The sequence below is a fragment of the Amycolatopsis viridis genome, from assembly GCF_011758765.1.
In the GTDB taxonomy this organism is placed as follows: Bacteria; Actinomycetota; Actinomycetes; order Mycobacteriales; family Pseudonocardiaceae; genus Amycolatopsis_E; species Amycolatopsis_E viridis.
Genome location: NZ_JAANOU010000001.1, coordinates 4,995,291 through 5,012,222, shown reverse-complemented (window position 1 = coordinate 5,012,222; position 16,932 = coordinate 4,995,291). Strand labels below are relative to the sequence as shown.

The window sequence follows — 16,932 nt, the reverse complement described above, 5'->3', positions numbered from 1 at the left end:
CACGGTTTGTTGGTCGAGCGTTCTAGAATGTGACGTATGACCGAGACAGCGAAGCGCGGACGCCCGCGCACCTTCGACCGCGCAGCCGCGCTCACCGCGGCCACGCGCCTGTTCTGGGAGCGCGGCTACGAAGGTGTTTCCATCGGCGAGCTGACCGAGGCGATGGGTATCCGCTCAGGAAGCCTGTACGCGGCCTTCGGGGACAAGAAGTCGCTGTTCGAGGAGGTCGTCGAGGCCTACGGCCGGTCAGCTGTCGGCGGCTTCGCGGGTGCCGCGCTGCGCGAGGAGCCCACCGCGTACCGGGCGTTCGCGCGCATCCTCCGCGAGGCCGCGGTCATCTACCCGGACCCCGCGCACCCGGCCGGCTGCCTGGCCATGAGCGCGGCGATCAACGTCTCCCCGCAGGACACCGAAGTGCGCGCGTTCCTCCGCGATCTGCGCAACCGGAACGTCGCCGGGTTCGAGGCCCGGCTGCGGGAGGCGCAGCGGGCGGGCGAACTGCCCGCCGAGGCCGGCCCGCGGGCCCTGGCCGAGTACTTCGCCACCGTCCTACAGGGACTCTCGCAACGAGCCCAGGACGGCGCCACCGCCGCCGAGCTGACCGAGGTGGCCGAACTGGCGCTGGCTGCCTGGCCGGGAGCGCGACGCTGATCAGGCCACCGCTCCGGCCGGCGAGAGCACGATCTCCAGCCGGAGTGCTAAGCAGCTTCCCCCGGCCGCTTGTGGTACTTGTCCACGTACTCCTGCCCGGACAGCTCGGCGATCGCGTACATCACCTCGTCGGTGACCGCGCGCCGGATCGCCGGTGACGCGTCCAGCCCGTCGTAGCGCGAGAAGTCCAGCGGCTCGCCGAACTCCACGACGACCTTCGCGAACCGCGGGAACAGCTTGCCGTTCGGCAGCAGCTTCTCCGTCCCGATCAGCGCCACCGGCACCACCTTCGCGCCGGTCGCCAGCGCGAGCGACCCGACGCCGGTGTGCCCGCGGTGCAGCCGGCCGTCCAGCGACCGGGTGCCCTCCGGGTAGATGCCGAACACGCCGCCCTCGTCGAGCACCTTGCGACCGGACTCCAGCGCGGCCAGCCCGGCCTTCGCGTTGCCGCGTTCGACCGGCACGAACCCCACCGCGTCCAGGAACGCGGCCATCAACCGGCCCTTCAGCCCCTTGCCGGTGAAGTACTCCGCCTTACCGAGGAACCGCACCCGCCGCGGGCTGACCAGCGCGAGCAGCGTCGTGTCGACGGCCGCCCGGTGGTTCGGCGCGAGGATCACCGGCCCGTGCCCGGGAACCCGGTCCGCGCCCCGCACCTCCGGCCGGTAGATCAATTTGACCACCGGTACCGCCAGGACGCGGATGAGCTGGTAAAGCACGGTTCCTCCCGTTCGTCGTCGATCCAGCATGGCACGATCGGCGGTCATGGACACCGGCTGGTTCGCGCGGCGCACGTGGCAGGAGCCCGATTTCGACCCGGCTGACCTGGTTCGGGCGAAAGCGGGCCGCACCGTGTCGGTGGTGCTGCCCGCGCTCGACGAGGAGGAGACGGTCGGTGACGTGGTGGCCTCGGTGCGGCCACTGGCCGGCACCCTCGTCGACGAGCTCGTGGTGGTGGACTCCGGTTCCACGGACGCGACGATCGAGGTCGCCGCGGCGGCCGGCGCGCGGGTGGTGCGCCGCGAGGACGTGCTGCCGCACCTCGAACCGCTGCCCGGCAAGGGCGAGGTGCTGTGGCGGTCGCTCGCGGCGACCACCGGGGACCTCGTCGTGTTCCTCGACTCCGACCTGGTCGACCCCGACCCCGGGTTCGTGCCCGCCCTGCTCGGCCCCCTGCTGCTCGCCGAGGACGTGCACCTGGTGAAGGGGTTCTACCGGCGGCCGCTGCGGCTGGAGACGGCCGAGGCCGGCACCGGCGGTGGGCGGGTCACCGAGCTGCTCGCCCGGCCGGTGCTGTCCGCGTTGCGGCCCGCGCTGGCGTCCGTGGTCCAGCCACTGGGCGGCGAGTACGCGGCGACCCGCGAGTTCCTCGAGTCGGTTCCGTTCGCCGCCGGGTACGGCGTGGAGATCGGGCTGCTGCTCGACGCCGAGGCCCGGTACGGCATGGACGGGCTCGCGCAGGTCAACCTCGGGGTGCGCAAGCACCGCAACCGGTCGTTGCTGCAGCTGGGCGTCATGGCCCGGCAGATCCTCGGCACGGCGCTGGCGCGCTGCGGGATCGACGCGGGGGCCTCCGGTGCGCTGACCCAGTTCGTGCCCGCCGACGGGACGTGGGTGCCGCAGGTCACCGACGTCCTGGTCGCCGACCGGCCGCCGATGCGGCAGGTGCGCTCGCGGGACGAACCGCGGCCCGGTGTGACACGATTTCCAGCGTGACGACCGCCCTGATCTACCTCGTGATCATGCTGCTCGTGGCGGCGGTGGTGTTCCTGCTGGCCGCCGTCGTGTTCGGCCGCGGCGAGGAGCTCGCGCCGCTGCCGCCGGGCAGCTCGCCGACGCGGCTGCCGGTTCGCGACATCACCGGGGAGGACGTGCGGAAGGTGCGCTTCCAGCTCGTCCTGCGCGGGTACAAGATGTCCGAAGTGGACTGGGTGATGCGGCGCCTCGGCGGCGAGATCGACACGCTCCGGCACCGGGTCGCCCAGCTCGAGGCGGAACGGCAGACGTCGGGATGATCGATCTGGTCCTGTCGGTGGACGTGCGGGCGGACGCCGGCACCACGTGGCTCGCGCTGACCGACTGGGAGCGGCAGCACGAGTGGATGCTGGGCACCTCCGTCGAGGTGGCCGAGGGCGACGGCCGCAGCGTCGGGTCGAAGCTGACGGCGTTCACCGGGGTGCGCGGGGTGGGGCTCACCGACCCGATGGAGATCACCAGCTGGGAGCCGCCGGTGCGCTGCACGGTCCGTCACCTGGGCAGCGTCGTCAAGGGCACCGGTGCGTTCCACGTGCACGCGAAGGGGCCGCACCGGTCCACGTTCGTCTGGGCGGAGAGCCTCGTGCCGCCGCTCGGGCCCGCGGGGCAGCTGGGCTGGCCGGTCGTCAAGCCCGCGTTCGTGCTCGGGCTGCGGTACTCGTTGAAACGGTTCGCCAGGTTCGCGGAGGGTTACACGGTGGGGCAGGCATGACGGCGACGGTCGGCGCCGACGGGGTGGCGCGGTGCCCGTGGGGGAACTCGGCCCCGGACTACGCCGAGTACCACGACACCGAGTGGGGCGTGCCGGTGCACGGGCAGGACGCGCTGTACGAGCGGCTGTGCCTGGAGGCGTTCCAGTCGGGGCTGTCCTGGATCACCATCCTGCGCAAGCGCGCCGGGTTCCGGGCCGCGTTCGCCGGGTTCGTGCCGGAGAAGGTGGCCCTGTTCGGCGACGACGACGTCGAGCGCCTGATGGCCGACGCCGCCATCGTGCGGAACCGGGCGAAGATCCTCGCCGCGATCACCAACGCCCGCGCCGTCGCCGCGCTGGACCAGCCGCTCGACGAGCTGCTGTGGTCGTTCGCGCCGGCGGGGGAGCGGCCGCGCCCGCGCTCCATGGCCGACATCCCGGCGATCACACCCGAGTCCACGGCCATGGCGAAGGCACTGAAGAAGCGCGGGTTCGCCTTCGTCGGTCCGACCACGTGCTACGCGCTGATGCAGGCCACCGGCATGGTCGACGACCACCTGGCGACCTGCTTCCGCGCGACCTCGTGACCCAGCGCCGGCCGTCGCTCCGCCAACCGCGACCCGCCCTACTTGCCCTGGAAGTGCGGCTTGCGCTTGGCGACGAACGCCTCCACCGCCTCACGGTGGTCGGCGGTCGAGCCGAGCACCGTCTGGGCGGCGTCCTCGGCGGCGAGCGCGTCCTCCAGCGAGCCCTCCGCGGCGACCGTGAGCACCTGCTTGATCTTGGCGTAGCTCACCGTCGGCCCGGCGGCCAGCTTCGCCGCGACCGCCTGGGCCCGGCCGGCCAGCTCCTCGTCCCCGACAACCTCGGTGACCAGTCCCAGGGAGAGCGCTTCCCCGGCGTCGACGGTGCGGGCGAGCAGCATCAGCTCGGCCGCCCGCCCGTACCCGACGAGCCGCTGCAGCGTCCACGACGCGCCCGAGTCCGGACCCAGCCCGACGTTCGCGAAGGCCATCAGGAAGTTGGCCGAGGACGCCGCGATGCGCAGGTCGGCGGCGTAGGCGAAGGCCGCCCCAGCGCCCGCGGCGGGCCCGTTGACCGCCGCGATCACCGGTTTCGGCATGCCGACGATCTCCCGGACGATGGGGTTGTAGTGGTCCTGGACCGTGCGCAGCGGCGCCGGGTCACCCGCCTGGAGCAGCCCGACGTGCTCCTTGAGGTCCTGGCCCGCGCAGAACGCCTTGCCGGCGCCGGTCAGCACCACCGCGCGGACTGCCGGGTCCCCGGCTGCTTCGCGCAGCGCGGCCAGCAGGCGCTCCTTGAGTTCCACGGTGAGCGAGTTGTACGCGGCGGGGCGGTTCAACGTCACGGTGCGGACGCCGTCGGCGTCGGCGGTGAGCAGCACGTCCTCTGAGGTCACCGGAGGTCCTCCTGATACATCGGCTACGGGGGATACCAAAGACCCAAGCAAACACGAAAAGATCGGTCCGCGTTCGCGCGCCCATCCTGATGAGGGAGAATGGGCCTGACCCGGTTGGCTTGAAGAGCGCGACCCGGGCGCGCCGGTTGATACGGAGGGAGCACGCTATGGCGGCCATGAAGCCCCGGACCGGAGATGGTCCCCTCGAGGTGACTAAGGAGGGGCGGGGCCTCGTGATGCGCGTTCCGCTCGAGGGCGGTGGGCGACTTGTCGTCGAGCTGTCGGCCGAAGAGGCCAAGGACCTGGGGGTCGCCCTGCAGGAGGCCACCAGCTGAGCTGTTCCCGTCCCGTCGTCACCGGCTGACGTCACGCGCGGCCGCAGTCCCCGAGTCCCAGGAGGTCGCCAGATGGCGCGCTTTCCCCTGCCGTCCGTTCCCAGCCGGCTGATCGACGTCGAGGTCGCCGGCGAGCGCCGTCGCGGCGCCGAGCGGGTCGTCCTGGTTCCGGCGGGCCCGGCCGGTGGTGCGGAGCATTCGGGCACGGCCGGTGAGGTCCGGCGCATGCCCGGTCCGGACGCCCGCTGGCTGGTCGGGATCGGCGACGGTGAGCCCGCGCGGTGGCGCACCGCGGGCGCCGCGCTCGCCCGGGAGGCCGCCGACGCCGCCCCGGCGGTCCAGGTCGAGCTGCCCGCGGACACCACCGGCGAGCAGGTGGCGGAGCTGACGCTGGGTGCCCTGCTCGGCGGGTACCGCTTCCGGGTCAGTGCGGACGCCCGCCCGGGTGCGCTGCGCACCCTGCGGCTGATCACGCAGGACGCCGGGCACCAGCGGGTCGTGGCGCGCGTGCGGGCGCTGGCGGAGGCGACGGCGCTGGCCCGCGACCTCGCGAACACCCCGTCGAACATCAAGAACCCGGAGTGGCTGGCGGACACGGCCGCGCGTCTGGCCGGCGAGGTGCCCGGCCTGTCCGCCACCGTCCGGGACGAGCAGTGGCTGGCCGCGCAGGGCTTCGGCGGGGTGCTCGCGGTCGGCGGCGGCTCGGCGAGCCCGCCGCGGCTGATCGAGCTGACCTACCGGCCGCGCGGCGCGCTCCGGCACCTGCTGCTGGTCGGCAAGGGCATCACGTTCGACACCGGCGGCCTGTCCGTGAAGCCGGCCGACGGGATGCACCTGATGCGCACCGACATGGCCGGCGGTGGCGCGGTCATCGCCGCGGCGCGGGCGATCGCCGCGCTGCGCCTGCCGGTGCGGGTGACGGCGCTGGTACCGGCGGCGGAGAACCACGTGTCCGGGTCGTCGTACCGGCCGGGCGACGTGGTGCGGCACTACGGCGGGCGGACCACCGAGGTGTCCAACACCGACGCCGAGGGCCGGATGGTGCTGGCCGACGCGCTGGTGTACGGCATCCGCCGGTTCAGCCCGGACGCGGTGGTCGACGTGGCGACCCTGACCGGCGCGATGAAGGTCGCGCTGGGCCTGCGGACCGGCGGGTTGTTCGCAACGGACGACAAGCTGGCCGACGAGATCCGCGAGGCCGGCGCGAGCGTCGGGGAGGCGTGGTGGCGGATGCCGCTGCTGGACGCCCACGCCGACGCGGTGCGCGGCGAGCTGGGCGATGTCAAGCAGGCGCCCGGTGGTCCCGGCGGCATCACGGCGGCGCTGTTCCTGCGCGAGTTCACCGAGGGCCTGCCGTGGGCCCACCTGGACATCGCGGGTCCTGCCCGCGCCGAGAAGCCCTACGCGGAAGTGGTCCCCGGCGCGACCGGTTTCGCGGCCCGGACGCTGGTGGCGTTCGCGGAGGCGTTCGGGTCGGACCAGGCCTAGACCGGGCGCATCAGGCGTAGCGCGTGCCGTGCGCGCGGACGTAGTCGCGGAAGGCGCGCACCGCCGGGGTCAGGTGCTCGCCCGCCCGCCATGCCGCCCCGATCGTGCGGCTGACCCGAGGGGACAGCGGCACCTCCACCACTCCGGCCGGTGCGGCGCCCGCGAAGTGCGGCAGCAGCGCGACCCCGAGTCCCGCCGCCACCAGTCCCCGGGCGGTGTCCGATTCCTGGCTCTCGAACGCGATCTTCGGCTCGAACCCGGCTGCCGCGCACAGGTCGTCCACGATCTGCCGCAGCCCGTAGCCGTGCTCGAGCGTCACGAACGGCTCGTCGGCCAGCTCGGCGACCCGGATCCGGCGGCGCCGCGCCAGCGGGTGCGCCTCCGGAACCGACAGCAGCAGCTCCTGCTCCGACAGCGCCAAACTGTCCAGCGCCGGGTCGTCGGGCAGCGGCGCCACCAGGGCGAGGTCCAGTTCGCCGCCGGCCAGACGGTCCAGCACGTGCTGCCGCGACCCCTGGACCAGCGAGAACCGCACGCCCGGGTGGCCGGCCCGGAAGTCGTGCAGCAACGAGGGGACCAGCCACCGGCCGAGCAGGTGCAGGAAACCCAGCACCACGTGCCCGCTGTCCGGTGAAATCTCCTCCCGGGTCTGCCGCACGCCGGTTTCGACCGCGGTGAGTGCCCGGACGGCGCTCGCGGCGAGGATTTCGCCCGCCCGGGTCAGGCGCACCCCGCGCCCGTCCGGCTGGGTCAGCGGCGCCCCGACGACCTCGGACAGCGCGGCGAGCCGGCGGCTCACCGTTGGCTGCGGGACGCCGAGCCGTTCCGCCGCACGGGTGATGTTGCCGGTGTCCCGGACGGCCGCCAGCAGAGCCAGGCTGGGCGCCAGTCGCGCGGCCAGCCGCTGGTCGGACGCTTCCCCGGCACTCTCATACGACACAGTATGGATGATGCCACTTCATCGTATTGGACGTATTGATTAGCGAGGCTTACTTTCGAGGTCGTGTCAGTCGATGTGCCCGCCCCTCCGGACACCCGCCGGGTGAAGCTCGCGGTCGCCGCCGCGGGCATCTCCTCGTTCGCGCTGCTCTACGCCCCGCAGCCGGTCCTGCCGCAGCTCGCCGCGCAGTTCCACCTCGACCCCGGTTCGGCCTCGCTCGCGGTGTCGGTGGCGACCGGGGCGCTGGCGATCGCGGTACTGCCGATCGCGGCGTTGTCGGAGATCGTCGGCAGGCGGCCGATCATCATCGCGTCGGTGACGCTGTCGGTTGTGCTGGGCCTGGTGATGCCGCTCGCGCCGTCGTACCCGGTGCTGCTCGTGCTGCGGGCGCTGCAGGGGGTGGCGATCGCCGGCTTCCCGGGCGTCGCCTCGGCGTACCTGGTGGAGCAGCTCGGCAGGACCGGGGTGGCCGCGGCGGTCGGGGCGATGATCGCGGGCAACACGGTCGGCGGCATGCTCGGCCGGCTGTCCGCCGGGTTCAGCGCCGGGGCGCTGGGCTGGCACGGCGCACTGGCTGTCGTCGCGGGGGTGGCGCTGGTCTTCAGCGCGATGACGATCCTGGCGCTGCCCGGCGCCGCACGGACCGCGCCGGGGGAGCGGTCCCCGAACGTGCTGAGCGGATTGGGCCTGGCGCTGCGGCGGCCGGTGCTGCTGGTGCAGTACGGCGTGGCGATGCTCGCGATGGGCGCCTTCGTCGCGATGTACAACGCGGCCGGTTTCCGGTTGACCGGTGCGCCGCTCAACCTGTCGCCGGCGGTCGCGTCGCTGGTGTTCCTGGCCTACGCGGTGGGCTCGGTGTCGTCCTCGAACGCGGGACGGCTGGTCGCCCGGTTCGGCCGGCGGCGGGCGGTGCTCGGCGGGCTGACCGTGATGGCGACCGGGATCCTGCTCACCCTGCCCGACTCGCTGTCGCTGGTGGTGGCCGGATTCGTGGTGCTCACCGGCGGGTTCTTCGCCGCCCACGCGGTGGCGAACGGGTGGGCCGCGGCCGAGGCCCCCGAGGGTGCGCGCGGTCAGGCGTCCGGCGCCTACACCCTCGCCTACTACCTGGGCAGCAGCGTCGGCGGCACGCTCGGCAGCGTGGTGTTCGGCCACTTCGGCTGGAGCTGGCTCGTCGGGGTGGCCGTGCTGTGGCTGGCGCTGGCCGGGCTGGCGGTGGCGCGCCTGACCGGCCGGGCCCGCTCGCGCGCGGCGGTGCCGGCCTGACCTCGCATCACCGGTGCCTCCGCCGGTCCTGGGCACCGGCCGAGGCGAGAGCGGGCAGCGCGATCAGGACCGGCGTCGACCAGTCCTCGCCGACGTCGAGGTGCACGTCCCGCTGGTGGACCGGGGCCTGGGCCGACACGTGGACCGTCCGGGAGGACGCCCCCACCACGCTGCGCCCCGGCAGGAGCTGCGCTGCCGCGCCGGCCCGGCCCGGCAGTGCCGAGGACAGCACCCAGTAGGTGCCCGGCGGGACGCCGCCGAGCAGGAAATCACCCGGCTGCGCCAGCAGCGTGCCGCTGACCGGGAACCCGCGCGCCACGCGCTTCGGGAACAGGCCGACGTACACCGCGGGGTCCGGGCCGAGCGCGAGCGCCGCCGCCGGGCTCAGCCGGACCGTGCCCATGACCGTGCCGCCGGCGCGATCACGGCCCGGGAGGACGACCGGGCGCGGCGGCGAGCCGGCGAGGACCTCCGGCAGCCGCCGGAACCCGGCCGGCGTGGCGCCCACCGCCGCGGTGAACCGCGTGGTGAACGTGCCCGGCGCGGAGAACCCGACCGCGTTGCAGACGTCGATGATCCGCTCGTCGCTGCGCAACAACAGCTGTTTGGCCCTCTCGAACCGCCGCGCGGTGAGGTACTGGCCGGGCGGCAGGCCCAGCTCCTGCTCGAACACGCGCGCCAGGTGGAACGGGCTGTAGCCGACGTGGTCCGCGACGTCCCCCAGCCCGATGGGTTCCGCCACGCGGGTGCTGATGAACCGCGCGGCGCTGACGACTGCCTCACGCATGTGCCGACCCCTCGCCGATCCGGACAGTTCCAGATGAGCAGATCGTGCCCCAGGGGTACGACAATTTCGAGCGGCGTCACTCCCGGTCCGCGTGCCGACACGGACCAGCGTCACTGCACCGCGGCGACCAGCATCCCCCCGCCGACCGGCAGCAGCGCCGGCACCAGCCGCTCGTCCTCGCGGATCGCCCGCGCCAGCTCGCGCGCCGCCAGCAGCGCCGGATCCCGCCGCTCGCCGCGGGCCGCGTCCGTCACGCCGTGGAACGCGATCACCCCGCCCTGCCGCAGCAGCTGCACCCCGTGCTCGTAGTAGCGCGGGTACTCCGCCCGCGCGGCGTCCACGAACACCAGGTCGTACCCGCCGCTGGTCAGCCGCGGCAGGACGTCCAGCGCCCGGCCCATGATCAACCGCGTCCGGCCCGGCGGGTACCCCGCCTCGCGGAGCGTGCGACGCGCCGCCTGGTGGTGCTCCGGTTCGATGTCGATCGAGGTCAGTACGCCGTCCGGGGCCATGCCCCGCAGCAGGTAGAGTCCGCTGACCCCGACGCCGGTGCCGATCTCGACCACCGCGCGGGCGCGCAGGCTGGTCGCGAGGAAGCACAGCGCCGCCCCGGCGTCCGGCTCCAGCACCGCGCAGCCCAGCTCCTCCGCCCGCACGCGCGCGGTGAGCAGCGCGGCGTCGGCGGGGTGGCCGGGCAGGTAGCCCTCGGCGTGGTCGCCGCCACTCGCCGCGAGCGTCTCGGAGGTCACGCGGGCAAGGTTAGCGCCGGCCGCCGTCAAACCCGTGCAGGACGTGCACAGTTCTCTCAGGTGACTCTCAGTCTCGTCTCACCACCTCCATAAGGAGAGCGGTCATGCTGGGAACACAGAGCCGATGGCCCGCGTTGGAGAGATCAGTTGGGAGAACAGCCTGATGGAGGTGCCGTCCCCCACGATGCAGAACAGCCTGAAGAACGAGCAGGCCGAGGGCCAGCCGGTCACGGTGGACGAGTCCGCGTGGACTCCGCCGTCGTGGGACGAGGTCGTCCGCGAGCACGGCGACCGGGTGTACCGGCTCGCCTACCGCTTGACGGGCAACAGCCACGACGCCGAGGACCTCACCCAGGAGACGTTCATCCGGGTGTTCCGCTCGCTGGCCTCCTACAAGCCCGGCACCTTCGAAGGCTGGCTCCACCGCATCACCACGAACCTGTTCCTGGATATGGCGCGCCGCCGTTCCCGGGTGCGCATGGAGGGGCTGCCCGAGGACACCGACCGCATCGTCGGTGACGACCCGAGCCCCGAGCAGGTCTACAGCGACACCCACCTGGATCCGGACCTGCAGGCCGCGCTCGACGAGCTGCCGCCGGAGTTCCGCGCCGCCGTGGTGCTGTGCGACGTCGAAGGACTGTCCTACGAGGAGATCGGTGCGACGCTCGGCGTGAAGCTGGGCACCGTGCGCAGCCGGATCCACCGCGGCCGGCAGGCGCTGCGTGCCTCGCTCGAACGGCGCCGGGCGGCGAAGGAGGAGTCCGTGGGGGTTTCCGCATGAGCGAACCGCGAGGCTGGGGCCTGCCCGAGTCTCACCTGCTTCCCGACGCCGTCGTCGCCTTCGTGGACGGCGAGATGAGCCTGGGCGCCCGTGAGCGCGCCGCGTCGCACGTCGCGCGGTGCCCGATCTGCGCTGCCGAGGTCACCTCACAACGCCAGGTGCGCGCGGCCGTGCGGCACGCGCAGGCGCCGTCGATGCCCGCCGGCCTGATGGCGGTGCTGCGCAACATCCCGCAGGACACCGACCTGCCGACCAGCCCGGACAACCTCGCGATGACCGAGGACGGGCAGCTGGTGGCGATCCAGCGACCCGACCGGGTGGCCGGTCTCCAATCGTCCCCTTTCGGATCTTCGGCGCCGCTCGGGTCGAGCGCGCCACTCGGTAGCGGTTCCGCAGTACTGGGCGCGCAGCGCCAGCCGTCCGTGCGGCGCCGCGTCGCGCAGGGGGCGGGAGTGGCCGTGTCCGGTCTCGTCCTGAGCGCGCTGGCGCTCGTCGCGACCTCGGCGACCAGCGCCGACCCCACGCCGTCCAACCCGGAGCCGGGTCCGGCGCCCGCACCGGGTGTGCTGCGGGCCCAGCTCGGTGGCGAGCCCGCCACCCCGGCGACCGCCACGACGACCACGACGGCTCCCACGCCCGTGGCCGGGCGCTGACGCGCCCTTCACCGTCCGCCCGGGACAATCGGTGGCGTAGGGTCGCGCCGACAGCACGACGAGCCAGCCACCCGGGGAACGATGAGCCAGCCGAATCCGCCACAGGACAGCGCGCCGCAGGCCGAACCGCGGCTGGCGCCGCGGCCCCTGGCTCGGCCGCCGGTGGATCCGGCCGAGGCGGGTGTGTTCGGCCGCCCGCGCGGCGTGGACGGCGCGTTCGACAAGCTCTACACCCCCGGCACGCGCAACGGCGACAAGGTGGTCTCGGCTCCGCCCGCGCCCGAGTCGCTCGCCGAGGCGTTCGGCCGCCCGCCCGGCGCCGAGGACGTTCAGCTCCAGCGCCCCGCCGGGGACAACGGCAGGCGGCCCGGTGGCGATCCGGAGCCGCCGCTGTGGTCGCGCGTCACCGATCCGTGGCGTGATCCGGGGTCCGCCGCCGTGCTCGGCCGGCCCGCCCTGGAGCCCGGTGACGAGGACGACGCGGACGCCACCCGCCCGCGCAGCGCGCAGCTGTCCCTGCCCGAGCTGCTGTTCGGCCGCCGGGTCAAGCCGGTCGCGCTCGGCCTGCTCGGGGTGGTCTGCCTGCTCATCGGCGCGGTCGGCGGTCTGATCGGCTGGTGGCTCGGCGGCGCGGGCGATGCGCTGACCGGGTCGGCGACGATCTCCGAGGCCGAGGCGGGCAAGGAGCGCGCGCCCGGGTCGATCGCGGACATCGCGCAACGGGTCGCGCCCGCGGTGCTCTCCATCGAGGTCAAGTCCGGCCAGTCCGGCAGTGTCGGCTCGGGGGTCGTGATCGACCCGCAGGGCTACGCGATCACGAACAACCACGTCGTCTCGCTGGCCACGAGCGACCCGCAGGCCAAGATCACCGCGGTGTTCACCGACGGCACCCGCACCGAGGCGCGCATCGTCGGGACGGACCCGAAGACCGACCTCGCGGTGATCAAGGTGGCGGTGCGCAACCCGGTCGTGCTGCAGATCGGCGATCCGGCCAAGCTCGAACCGGGTGATTCGGTGATCGCCGTCGGCTCGCCGCTGGGTCTGGAGAACACCGTGACCTCAGGCATCGTGAGTGCGCTGCACCGGCCGGTCACCGCGGCGGGGGACAACGGTGAGCCACCGGTCACCTACGACGCCATCCAGACCGACGCGCCCATCAACCGCGGCAACTCCGGCGGGGCGCTGGTCGACTCGACGGGCGCGCTGGTCGGCATCAACTCGTCGATCCGCACCGACGGCGGTGCGGACGGTTCCGGCGGCAGCATCGGCATCGGGTTCGCGATCCCCGCCGACGACGCCATCAAGATCGCGCGCACGCTCATCAGCAGTGGCCAGGTCAAACACTCCGACATCGGGGTCAACGCGGCGTCGGTCGCGGCGGAGACGTCGGAGGGCGCGCAGGTGCTCAACGTCGCCGACGGCGGTCCGGCCGCCCGGGCCGGCATCGCGGAGGGCGATGTCATCACCAAGCTCGGCGGCCGGCTGGTCCGCAACGCGGCCGAGCTGACGGTGGCGGTGCGGCAGCACGGGATCGGCGAAACGGTGCCGGTGCAGCTGGTGCGCCAGGGTCGCACGCTGGTCGTGGATGTGACGCTGGGCTCGGACTGACTGCCAGGTGGACGCAGTGTGAACTCCTCTCGGCGGGTCCGGACGGGCCGGATGACGGGGTAATCTGAGGAAGCTACGGCCGGGTGAGGCGGAGGTTCGCGAATGTTCGACAGCGTTGGCTGGGGCGAGATCCTCGTCCTCATCGTCGCGGGCTTGTTCATCCTCGGGCCGGAGCGTCTGCCCGAGGCCGCCGCCTGGCTGGGCCGCAATGTGCGGAAGGTGCGCGAGTTCGCGAACGGGGCACGGCAGCAGCTCAAGGAGGAGATGGGCTCGGACTTCGAGCAGTTCCAGAAACCGCTCGAGGATCTGCGGCAGCTGCGCAACTTCGACCCCCGCCGCGCGGTGACGCAGCACCTGTTCGACGGCGACCCGGACCCGCTCGGGATCAACGGCCTGTCCGGCGGCAGCACGAAGCCCAACGGTTACCCCGCAGCCACCGGCCCGGCGGCGAAGGCGGAGCCGGAGACCCTCAAGCCCGGCGAGAAGCCCCCGGTCGACCCGGACGCCACCTGAGCCGAGGCTCGCCTGCGGCGACGCGCCGGTTTTGGCGTGGACAACGGGTCGCGTTCGACCCGTCCGCCGCCGCGAATGCACGGCACGAGCCCCAGTTCACCGATCGCCGTCAGCGCGAGCGGCGCCCGAACCCGAACCGGCTGAAGCACACGGGCCAATTCGCTGCCCTGAGTAGCAAACACGGCGCCGGGAGCGGCGAACACGGCGCCGGGAGCGGCGGACACGGCGCGCCGACGGGTCAACACGGTGACCGGGAGCGGTGTGGGGCTCCTGGTCAGCGGCCGCTGGGGCTGAGGTTCAGCATCTTGCCGGCCAGGCCGCGGGCCCGTACGGACAGCTTCTTCGCCACGTCGCGCAGCACCTCCGACGCCGGGGCGTCCGGTTCGGCCAGCACGAGAGGCGTTCCGGCGTCCCCTTGCTCGCGCAGCCGCGGATCGAGCGGGACCTGGCCCAGCAGCGGCACCTCGGTACCCACCGACTTGCTCAGCGACTCCGCCACCGTGCGGCCGCCACCCGAACCGAAGATCTCCATCCGCTCCCCGGACGGGGTCTCCAGCCACGACATGTTCTCGATGACGCCGGCCAGCCGCTGCCGCGTCTGCATCGCAATCGCACCCGCGCGCTCGGCCACCTCGGCGGCCGCCTGCTGCGGGGTTGTCACGACCAGGATCTCCGCGTTCGGGATCAGCTGCGCCACCGAGATCGCGATGTCACCGGTGCCCGGCGGCAGGTCGAGCAGCAGGATGTCCAGGTCGCCCCAGAACACGTCGGCGAGGAACTGCTGCAACGCCCGGTGCAGCATCGGGCCACGCCACACCACCGGGGTGTTGCCCGGGGTGAACATGCCGATCGAGATGACCTTCACGCCGTGCGCCTGCGGCGGCATGATCATCTGCTCGACCTTGGTCGGCTTCTCGCGCGCGCCCAGCATGCGCGGCACCGAGTGCCCGTAGATGTCGGCGTCGACGACCCCGACCGACAGCCCGCGCTGCGCCATCGCCACCGCGAGGTTGACCGTCACGCTGGACTTGCCGACCCCGCCCTTGCCGGAGGCCACGCAGTACACCCGGGTCATCGAGCCGGGCTGGGCGAACGGGATGACCGGCTCCGCCGCGTCCCCACGCAGCTGTTTCCGCAGCGCGGTGCGCTGCTCGTCGCTCATCACGTCGAGCTCGACCCGCACCTCCCGCACCCCGTCGAGCTTGCCGACCGCGGCCTGGGTGTCCTTGGTGATCGTGTCCTTCAGCGGACAACCGGCCACCGTCAGGTACACCGAGACCGTCACGACACCGGCAGTGTCTCCCGAGCCGACCGTGACGTCCTTGACCATGCCGAGTTCCGTGATGGGCTTGCGGATCTCGGGGTCGTGAACGTCCTTCAGCGCCGCGCGGACGTCCTCGACGCTGGGGATCTGCTGCGTACTGGTCACCCCACCATGCTACGGACCGGTAATGGTCTCCGCCTGGGCCCTATTGCTTTTGCCACGCCGGGGCTTGGTGTTGAGGTCCTCGCGCAGCTTGTCCAGCTCCCCGCGCAGGTAGTCGCGGGTGGCGACCTCGCCGACGGCCAGGCGCAGCGCCGCCAGTTCGCGCGCCAGGAACTCGGTGTCGGCCTTCGTCTGCGCCGCCCGGTGCCGGTCCTCTTCCAGCGACACCCGGTCGCGGTCGTCCTGCCGGTTCTGCGCCAGCAGGATCAGCGGTGCGGCGTACGCGGCCTGGGTGGAGAACGCCAGGTTGAGCAGGATGAACGGGTACGGGTCCCAGCGCAGCGTGGCCGCGCCGAGGTTGATCGCGATCCAGACGACGACGATCAGGGTCTGCCAGAAGAGGTACTTCCCGGTTCCGAGGAAGCGGGCCAGCCGTTCGGACACCCGGCCGAAACTGTCCGGGTCGATACTGACCAGCAGACCCCGCCCGGCGCGGGGCTGGTCGAGACGGCGTCGCGTGGTCAGCTCAGGCACTGTCGATCTCCTGTCCTTCGGTGATGTCGTGCAGCCCGGTCTCCCGCCAGCGGTCCGGCAGCAGGTGGTCGAGCAGGTCGTCGACGGTGACGGCGCCCAGGAGGTGGTCCTGGTCGTCCACGACCGGTCCGCACGCGAGGTTGTAGGCCGCGAAGTAGCGCGTGATTTCCGGCAGCGTGGCGTCGGGGCCGAGCGCGGGCAGGTCGGTGTCCACGGCGGTGGCGACCAGTTCCGCCGGCGCTTCCCGCAGCAGGCGCTGGAAGTGCACGCAGCCGACGTACCGCCCGGTGGGGGTCTCGGTGGGCGGGCGGCACACGAACACCAGGCTGGCCAGCGCGGCGGGCAGGTCCGGGTTGCGGATGTGGGCCAGTGCCTCGGCGATCGTGGCGTCCGGGGTGAGGATGACCGGTTCCGGCGTCATCAGGCCGCCCGCGGTGTCCGAGGAGTAGGTGAGCAGGCGTTTCAGCGGTTCGGACTCGTCCGGGTGCATCAGCTCGAGCAGCCTGCTCTGGTCGGCCGGTGCGAGTTCGGCGAGCAGGTCGGCGGCGTCGTCCGGGTTCATCGCTTCGAGGATGTCGGCGGCGCGTTCCTCGGCCAGGTGGGCGAGCAGTTCCTTCTGGTCCTCCTCGGGCAGCTCCTCCAGCACGTCCGCGAGCCGCTCGTCGTCCATCGAGTCGACCACCTCATGCCGCCGTTTGGTCGGCAGGTCCCGCATGGTCGCCGCGATGTCCACCGCGCGCATCGTGTCGAACAGCATCAGCAGCTGCCCGGCGCCCTGCGGCTGGCCGGTGAGATCGGTCAGGCCGAGGCCACGCACGTCGGACCACGGCAGGACCTGCAGCGACGACCGCCGGCGGCCCAGCCCGAGCCGGCTGGAGCGTTCCCGCACGGCGAGCTTCGCCAGCACCCAGTCCCGGCTGCGCAGCGGTTCCATGGCCGCGTCGGCGACGGTGACCCGCGCACCGGTGGACGCCAGGTGCGCCTGGGCGTCGATGAGCTGCCCGAGCACGAGCACCTCGTTGGGCCGCCGGTGGAACCGGCGCATGTTGACCGTTCCGGTGGCGAGCGTGACGGCGTTGGGTTCGATCCCGGTGACCCGGAGCATCGGGACGAAGACGCGGCGCCGGGTGGCGAGCTCGACGACGAGCCCCAGCACCCGCGGCGGCTGCTGGTCGAGCCGGAGGCCGGCGACCAGGTCACGCGCCTTGCCGATCGACTCGCCGTCCGGCCCGAACACCGGCAGGCCGGCCAGCTGGGCGGCGAAGACCCTGTTCACTCCCGCCATGCCGTCACACTATTCGAGCGCGGCGTGCTCGGCGATCGCAGCGCGTGCCC

At 73.0% G+C, this 16,932-nt stretch carries 20 protein-coding genes; 12 read left to right on the top strand and 8 right to left on the bottom strand.

What is annotated here, in order from left to right:
- The first annotated feature begins 36 nt into the window (after positions 1-36).
- Positions 37-651, top strand: coding sequence for a TetR/AcrR family transcriptional regulator (locus FHX46_RS24805; protein ID WP_167119597.1), 615 nt, complete (start codon positions 37-39; stop codon positions 649-651).
- A gap of 47 nt (positions 652-698) precedes the next feature.
- On the opposite strand, the gene FHX46_RS24800 is transcribed toward FHX46_RS24805, so the two are convergent.
- Entirely contained in the window at positions 699-1,370 is a 672-nt protein-coding gene (locus tag FHX46_RS24800; protein WP_167119594.1) for a lysophospholipid acyltransferase family protein, read from the bottom strand.
- Between the two features lie 46 nt (positions 1,371-1,416).
- Between FHX46_RS24800 and FHX46_RS24795 the strand changes: the two genes are divergently transcribed.
- From FHX46_RS24795 to FHX46_RS24780, 4 genes are read left to right on the top strand one after another with little or no spacing between them, the layout of a single operon-like run.
- Positions 1,417-2,367: a glucosyl-3-phosphoglycerate synthase gene (locus tag FHX46_RS24795; protein WP_167119591.1), complete on the top strand. Its 951-nt coding sequence runs from the start codon at positions 1,417-1,419 to the stop codon at positions 2,365-2,367.
- Entirely contained in the window at positions 2,364-2,666 is a 303-nt protein-coding gene (locus FHX46_RS24790; protein WP_167119589.1) for a DivIVA domain-containing protein, read from the top strand. The genes FHX46_RS24795 and FHX46_RS24790 overlap by 4 nt, the downstream gene beginning before the upstream one ends.
- Complete coding sequence (locus FHX46_RS24785; RefSeq protein WP_167119585.1) at positions 2,663-3,118, top strand: SRPBCC family protein; 456 nt, start codon at positions 2,663-2,665, stop codon at positions 3,116-3,118. Before FHX46_RS24790 ends, FHX46_RS24785 begins: the two co-directional genes overlap by 4 nt.
- Positions 3,115-3,684, top strand: coding sequence for a DNA-3-methyladenine glycosylase I (locus FHX46_RS24780; protein ID WP_167119582.1), 570 nt, complete (start codon positions 3,115-3,117; stop codon positions 3,682-3,684). Before FHX46_RS24785 ends, FHX46_RS24780 begins: the two co-directional genes overlap by 4 nt.
- Positions 3,685-3,722: 38 nt before the next feature.
- Here the strand turns inward: FHX46_RS24780 and FHX46_RS24775 are convergent, their stop codons facing one another.
- Positions 3,723-4,517, bottom strand: coding sequence for an enoyl-CoA hydratase-related protein (locus tag FHX46_RS24775; protein WP_167119579.1), 795 nt, complete (start codon positions 4,515-4,517; stop codon positions 3,723-3,725).
- Between the two features lie 167 nt (positions 4,518-4,684).
- Between FHX46_RS24775 and FHX46_RS24770 the strand changes: the two genes are divergently transcribed.
- Entirely contained in the window at positions 4,685-4,852 is a 168-nt protein-coding gene (locus tag FHX46_RS24770; RefSeq protein WP_081617745.1) for a DUF3117 domain-containing protein, read from the top strand.
- A gap of 72 nt (positions 4,853-4,924) precedes the next feature.
- Positions 4,925-6,340 (top strand): leucyl aminopeptidase family protein, encoded by a 1,416-nt coding sequence (locus FHX46_RS24765; protein ID WP_167119576.1) that lies wholly within the window; start codon positions 4,925-4,927, stop codon positions 6,338-6,340.
- A gap of 10 nt (positions 6,341-6,350) precedes the next feature.
- Here FHX46_RS24765 and FHX46_RS24760 read toward each other — a convergent pair whose 3' ends face one another.
- Complete coding sequence (locus FHX46_RS24760; protein ID WP_167119574.1) at positions 6,351-7,280, bottom strand: LysR family transcriptional regulator; 930 nt, start codon at positions 7,278-7,280, stop codon at positions 6,351-6,353.
- Between the two features lie 102 nt (positions 7,281-7,382).
- On the opposite strand from FHX46_RS24760, the gene FHX46_RS24755 reads away from it, so the two are divergent.
- Positions 7,383-8,546 (top strand): MFS transporter, encoded by a 1,164-nt coding sequence (locus FHX46_RS24755; RefSeq protein WP_167121653.1) that lies wholly within the window; start codon positions 7,383-7,385, stop codon positions 8,544-8,546.
- Between the two features lie 7 nt (positions 8,547-8,553).
- On the opposite strand, the gene FHX46_RS24750 is transcribed toward FHX46_RS24755, so the two are convergent.
- Both FHX46_RS24750 and FHX46_RS24745 read right to left on the bottom strand, forming a co-directional pair.
- Entirely contained in the window at positions 8,554-9,333 is a 780-nt protein-coding gene (locus tag FHX46_RS24750; protein WP_167119572.1) for a helix-turn-helix transcriptional regulator, read from the bottom strand.
- A 110-nt stretch (positions 9,334-9,443) separates the two neighbouring features.
- Positions 9,444-10,082 carry an O-methyltransferase gene (locus FHX46_RS24745; protein ID WP_167119569.1) on the bottom strand — a complete coding sequence of 213 codons (639 nt, stop codon included), beginning with the start codon at positions 10,080-10,082 and terminating at the stop codon, positions 9,444-9,446.
- Positions 10,083-10,245: 163 nt separating this feature from the next.
- Here FHX46_RS24745 and sigE point away from each other — a divergent pair, with 163 nt between their 5' ends.
- From sigE to tatB, 4 genes are all read left to right on the top strand, one after another.
- Positions 10,246-10,863, top strand: coding sequence for an RNA polymerase sigma factor SigE (gene sigE, locus FHX46_RS24740; RefSeq protein ID WP_167121652.1), 618 nt, complete (start codon positions 10,246-10,248; stop codon positions 10,861-10,863).
- Positions 10,860-11,516: an anti-sigma factor family protein gene (locus FHX46_RS24735; RefSeq protein WP_167119566.1), complete on the top strand. Its 657-nt coding sequence runs from the start codon at positions 10,860-10,862 to the stop codon at positions 11,514-11,516. Before sigE ends, FHX46_RS24735 begins: the two co-directional genes overlap by 4 nt.
- A gap of 81 nt (positions 11,517-11,597) precedes the next feature.
- A complete protein-coding gene (locus FHX46_RS24730; protein ID WP_167119562.1) occupies positions 11,598-13,124 on the top strand; it encodes a S1C family serine protease in 1,527 nt (508 codons plus the stop codon).
- A gap of 102 nt (positions 13,125-13,226) precedes the next feature.
- Positions 13,227-13,637 carry a Sec-independent protein translocase protein TatB gene (gene tatB, locus FHX46_RS24725; RefSeq protein WP_167119559.1) on the top strand — a complete coding sequence of 137 codons (411 nt, stop codon included), beginning with the start codon at positions 13,227-13,229 and terminating at the stop codon, positions 13,635-13,637.
- Positions 13,638-13,911: 274 nt separating this feature from the next.
- Here the strand turns inward: tatB and FHX46_RS24720 are convergent, their stop codons facing one another.
- From FHX46_RS24720 to FHX46_RS24710, 3 genes are read right to left on the bottom strand one after another with little or no spacing between them, the layout of a single operon-like run.
- Positions 13,912-15,066 (bottom strand): Mrp/NBP35 family ATP-binding protein, encoded by a 1,155-nt coding sequence (locus FHX46_RS24720; protein WP_167119557.1) that lies wholly within the window; start codon positions 15,064-15,066, stop codon positions 13,912-13,914.
- A gap of 9 nt (positions 15,067-15,075) precedes the next feature.
- On the bottom strand, positions 15,076-15,597 hold the full coding sequence (locus FHX46_RS24715) for a DUF1003 domain-containing protein (RefSeq protein ID WP_167119554.1): 522 nt from the start codon (positions 15,595-15,597) through the stop codon (positions 15,076-15,078).
- Entirely contained in the window at positions 15,590-16,882 is a 1,293-nt protein-coding gene (locus FHX46_RS24710; RefSeq protein WP_167119551.1) for a magnesium transporter MgtE N-terminal domain-containing protein, read from the bottom strand. The genes FHX46_RS24715 and FHX46_RS24710 overlap by 8 nt, the downstream gene beginning before the upstream one ends.
- Between the last annotated feature and the right edge of the window lie 50 nt (positions 16,883-16,932).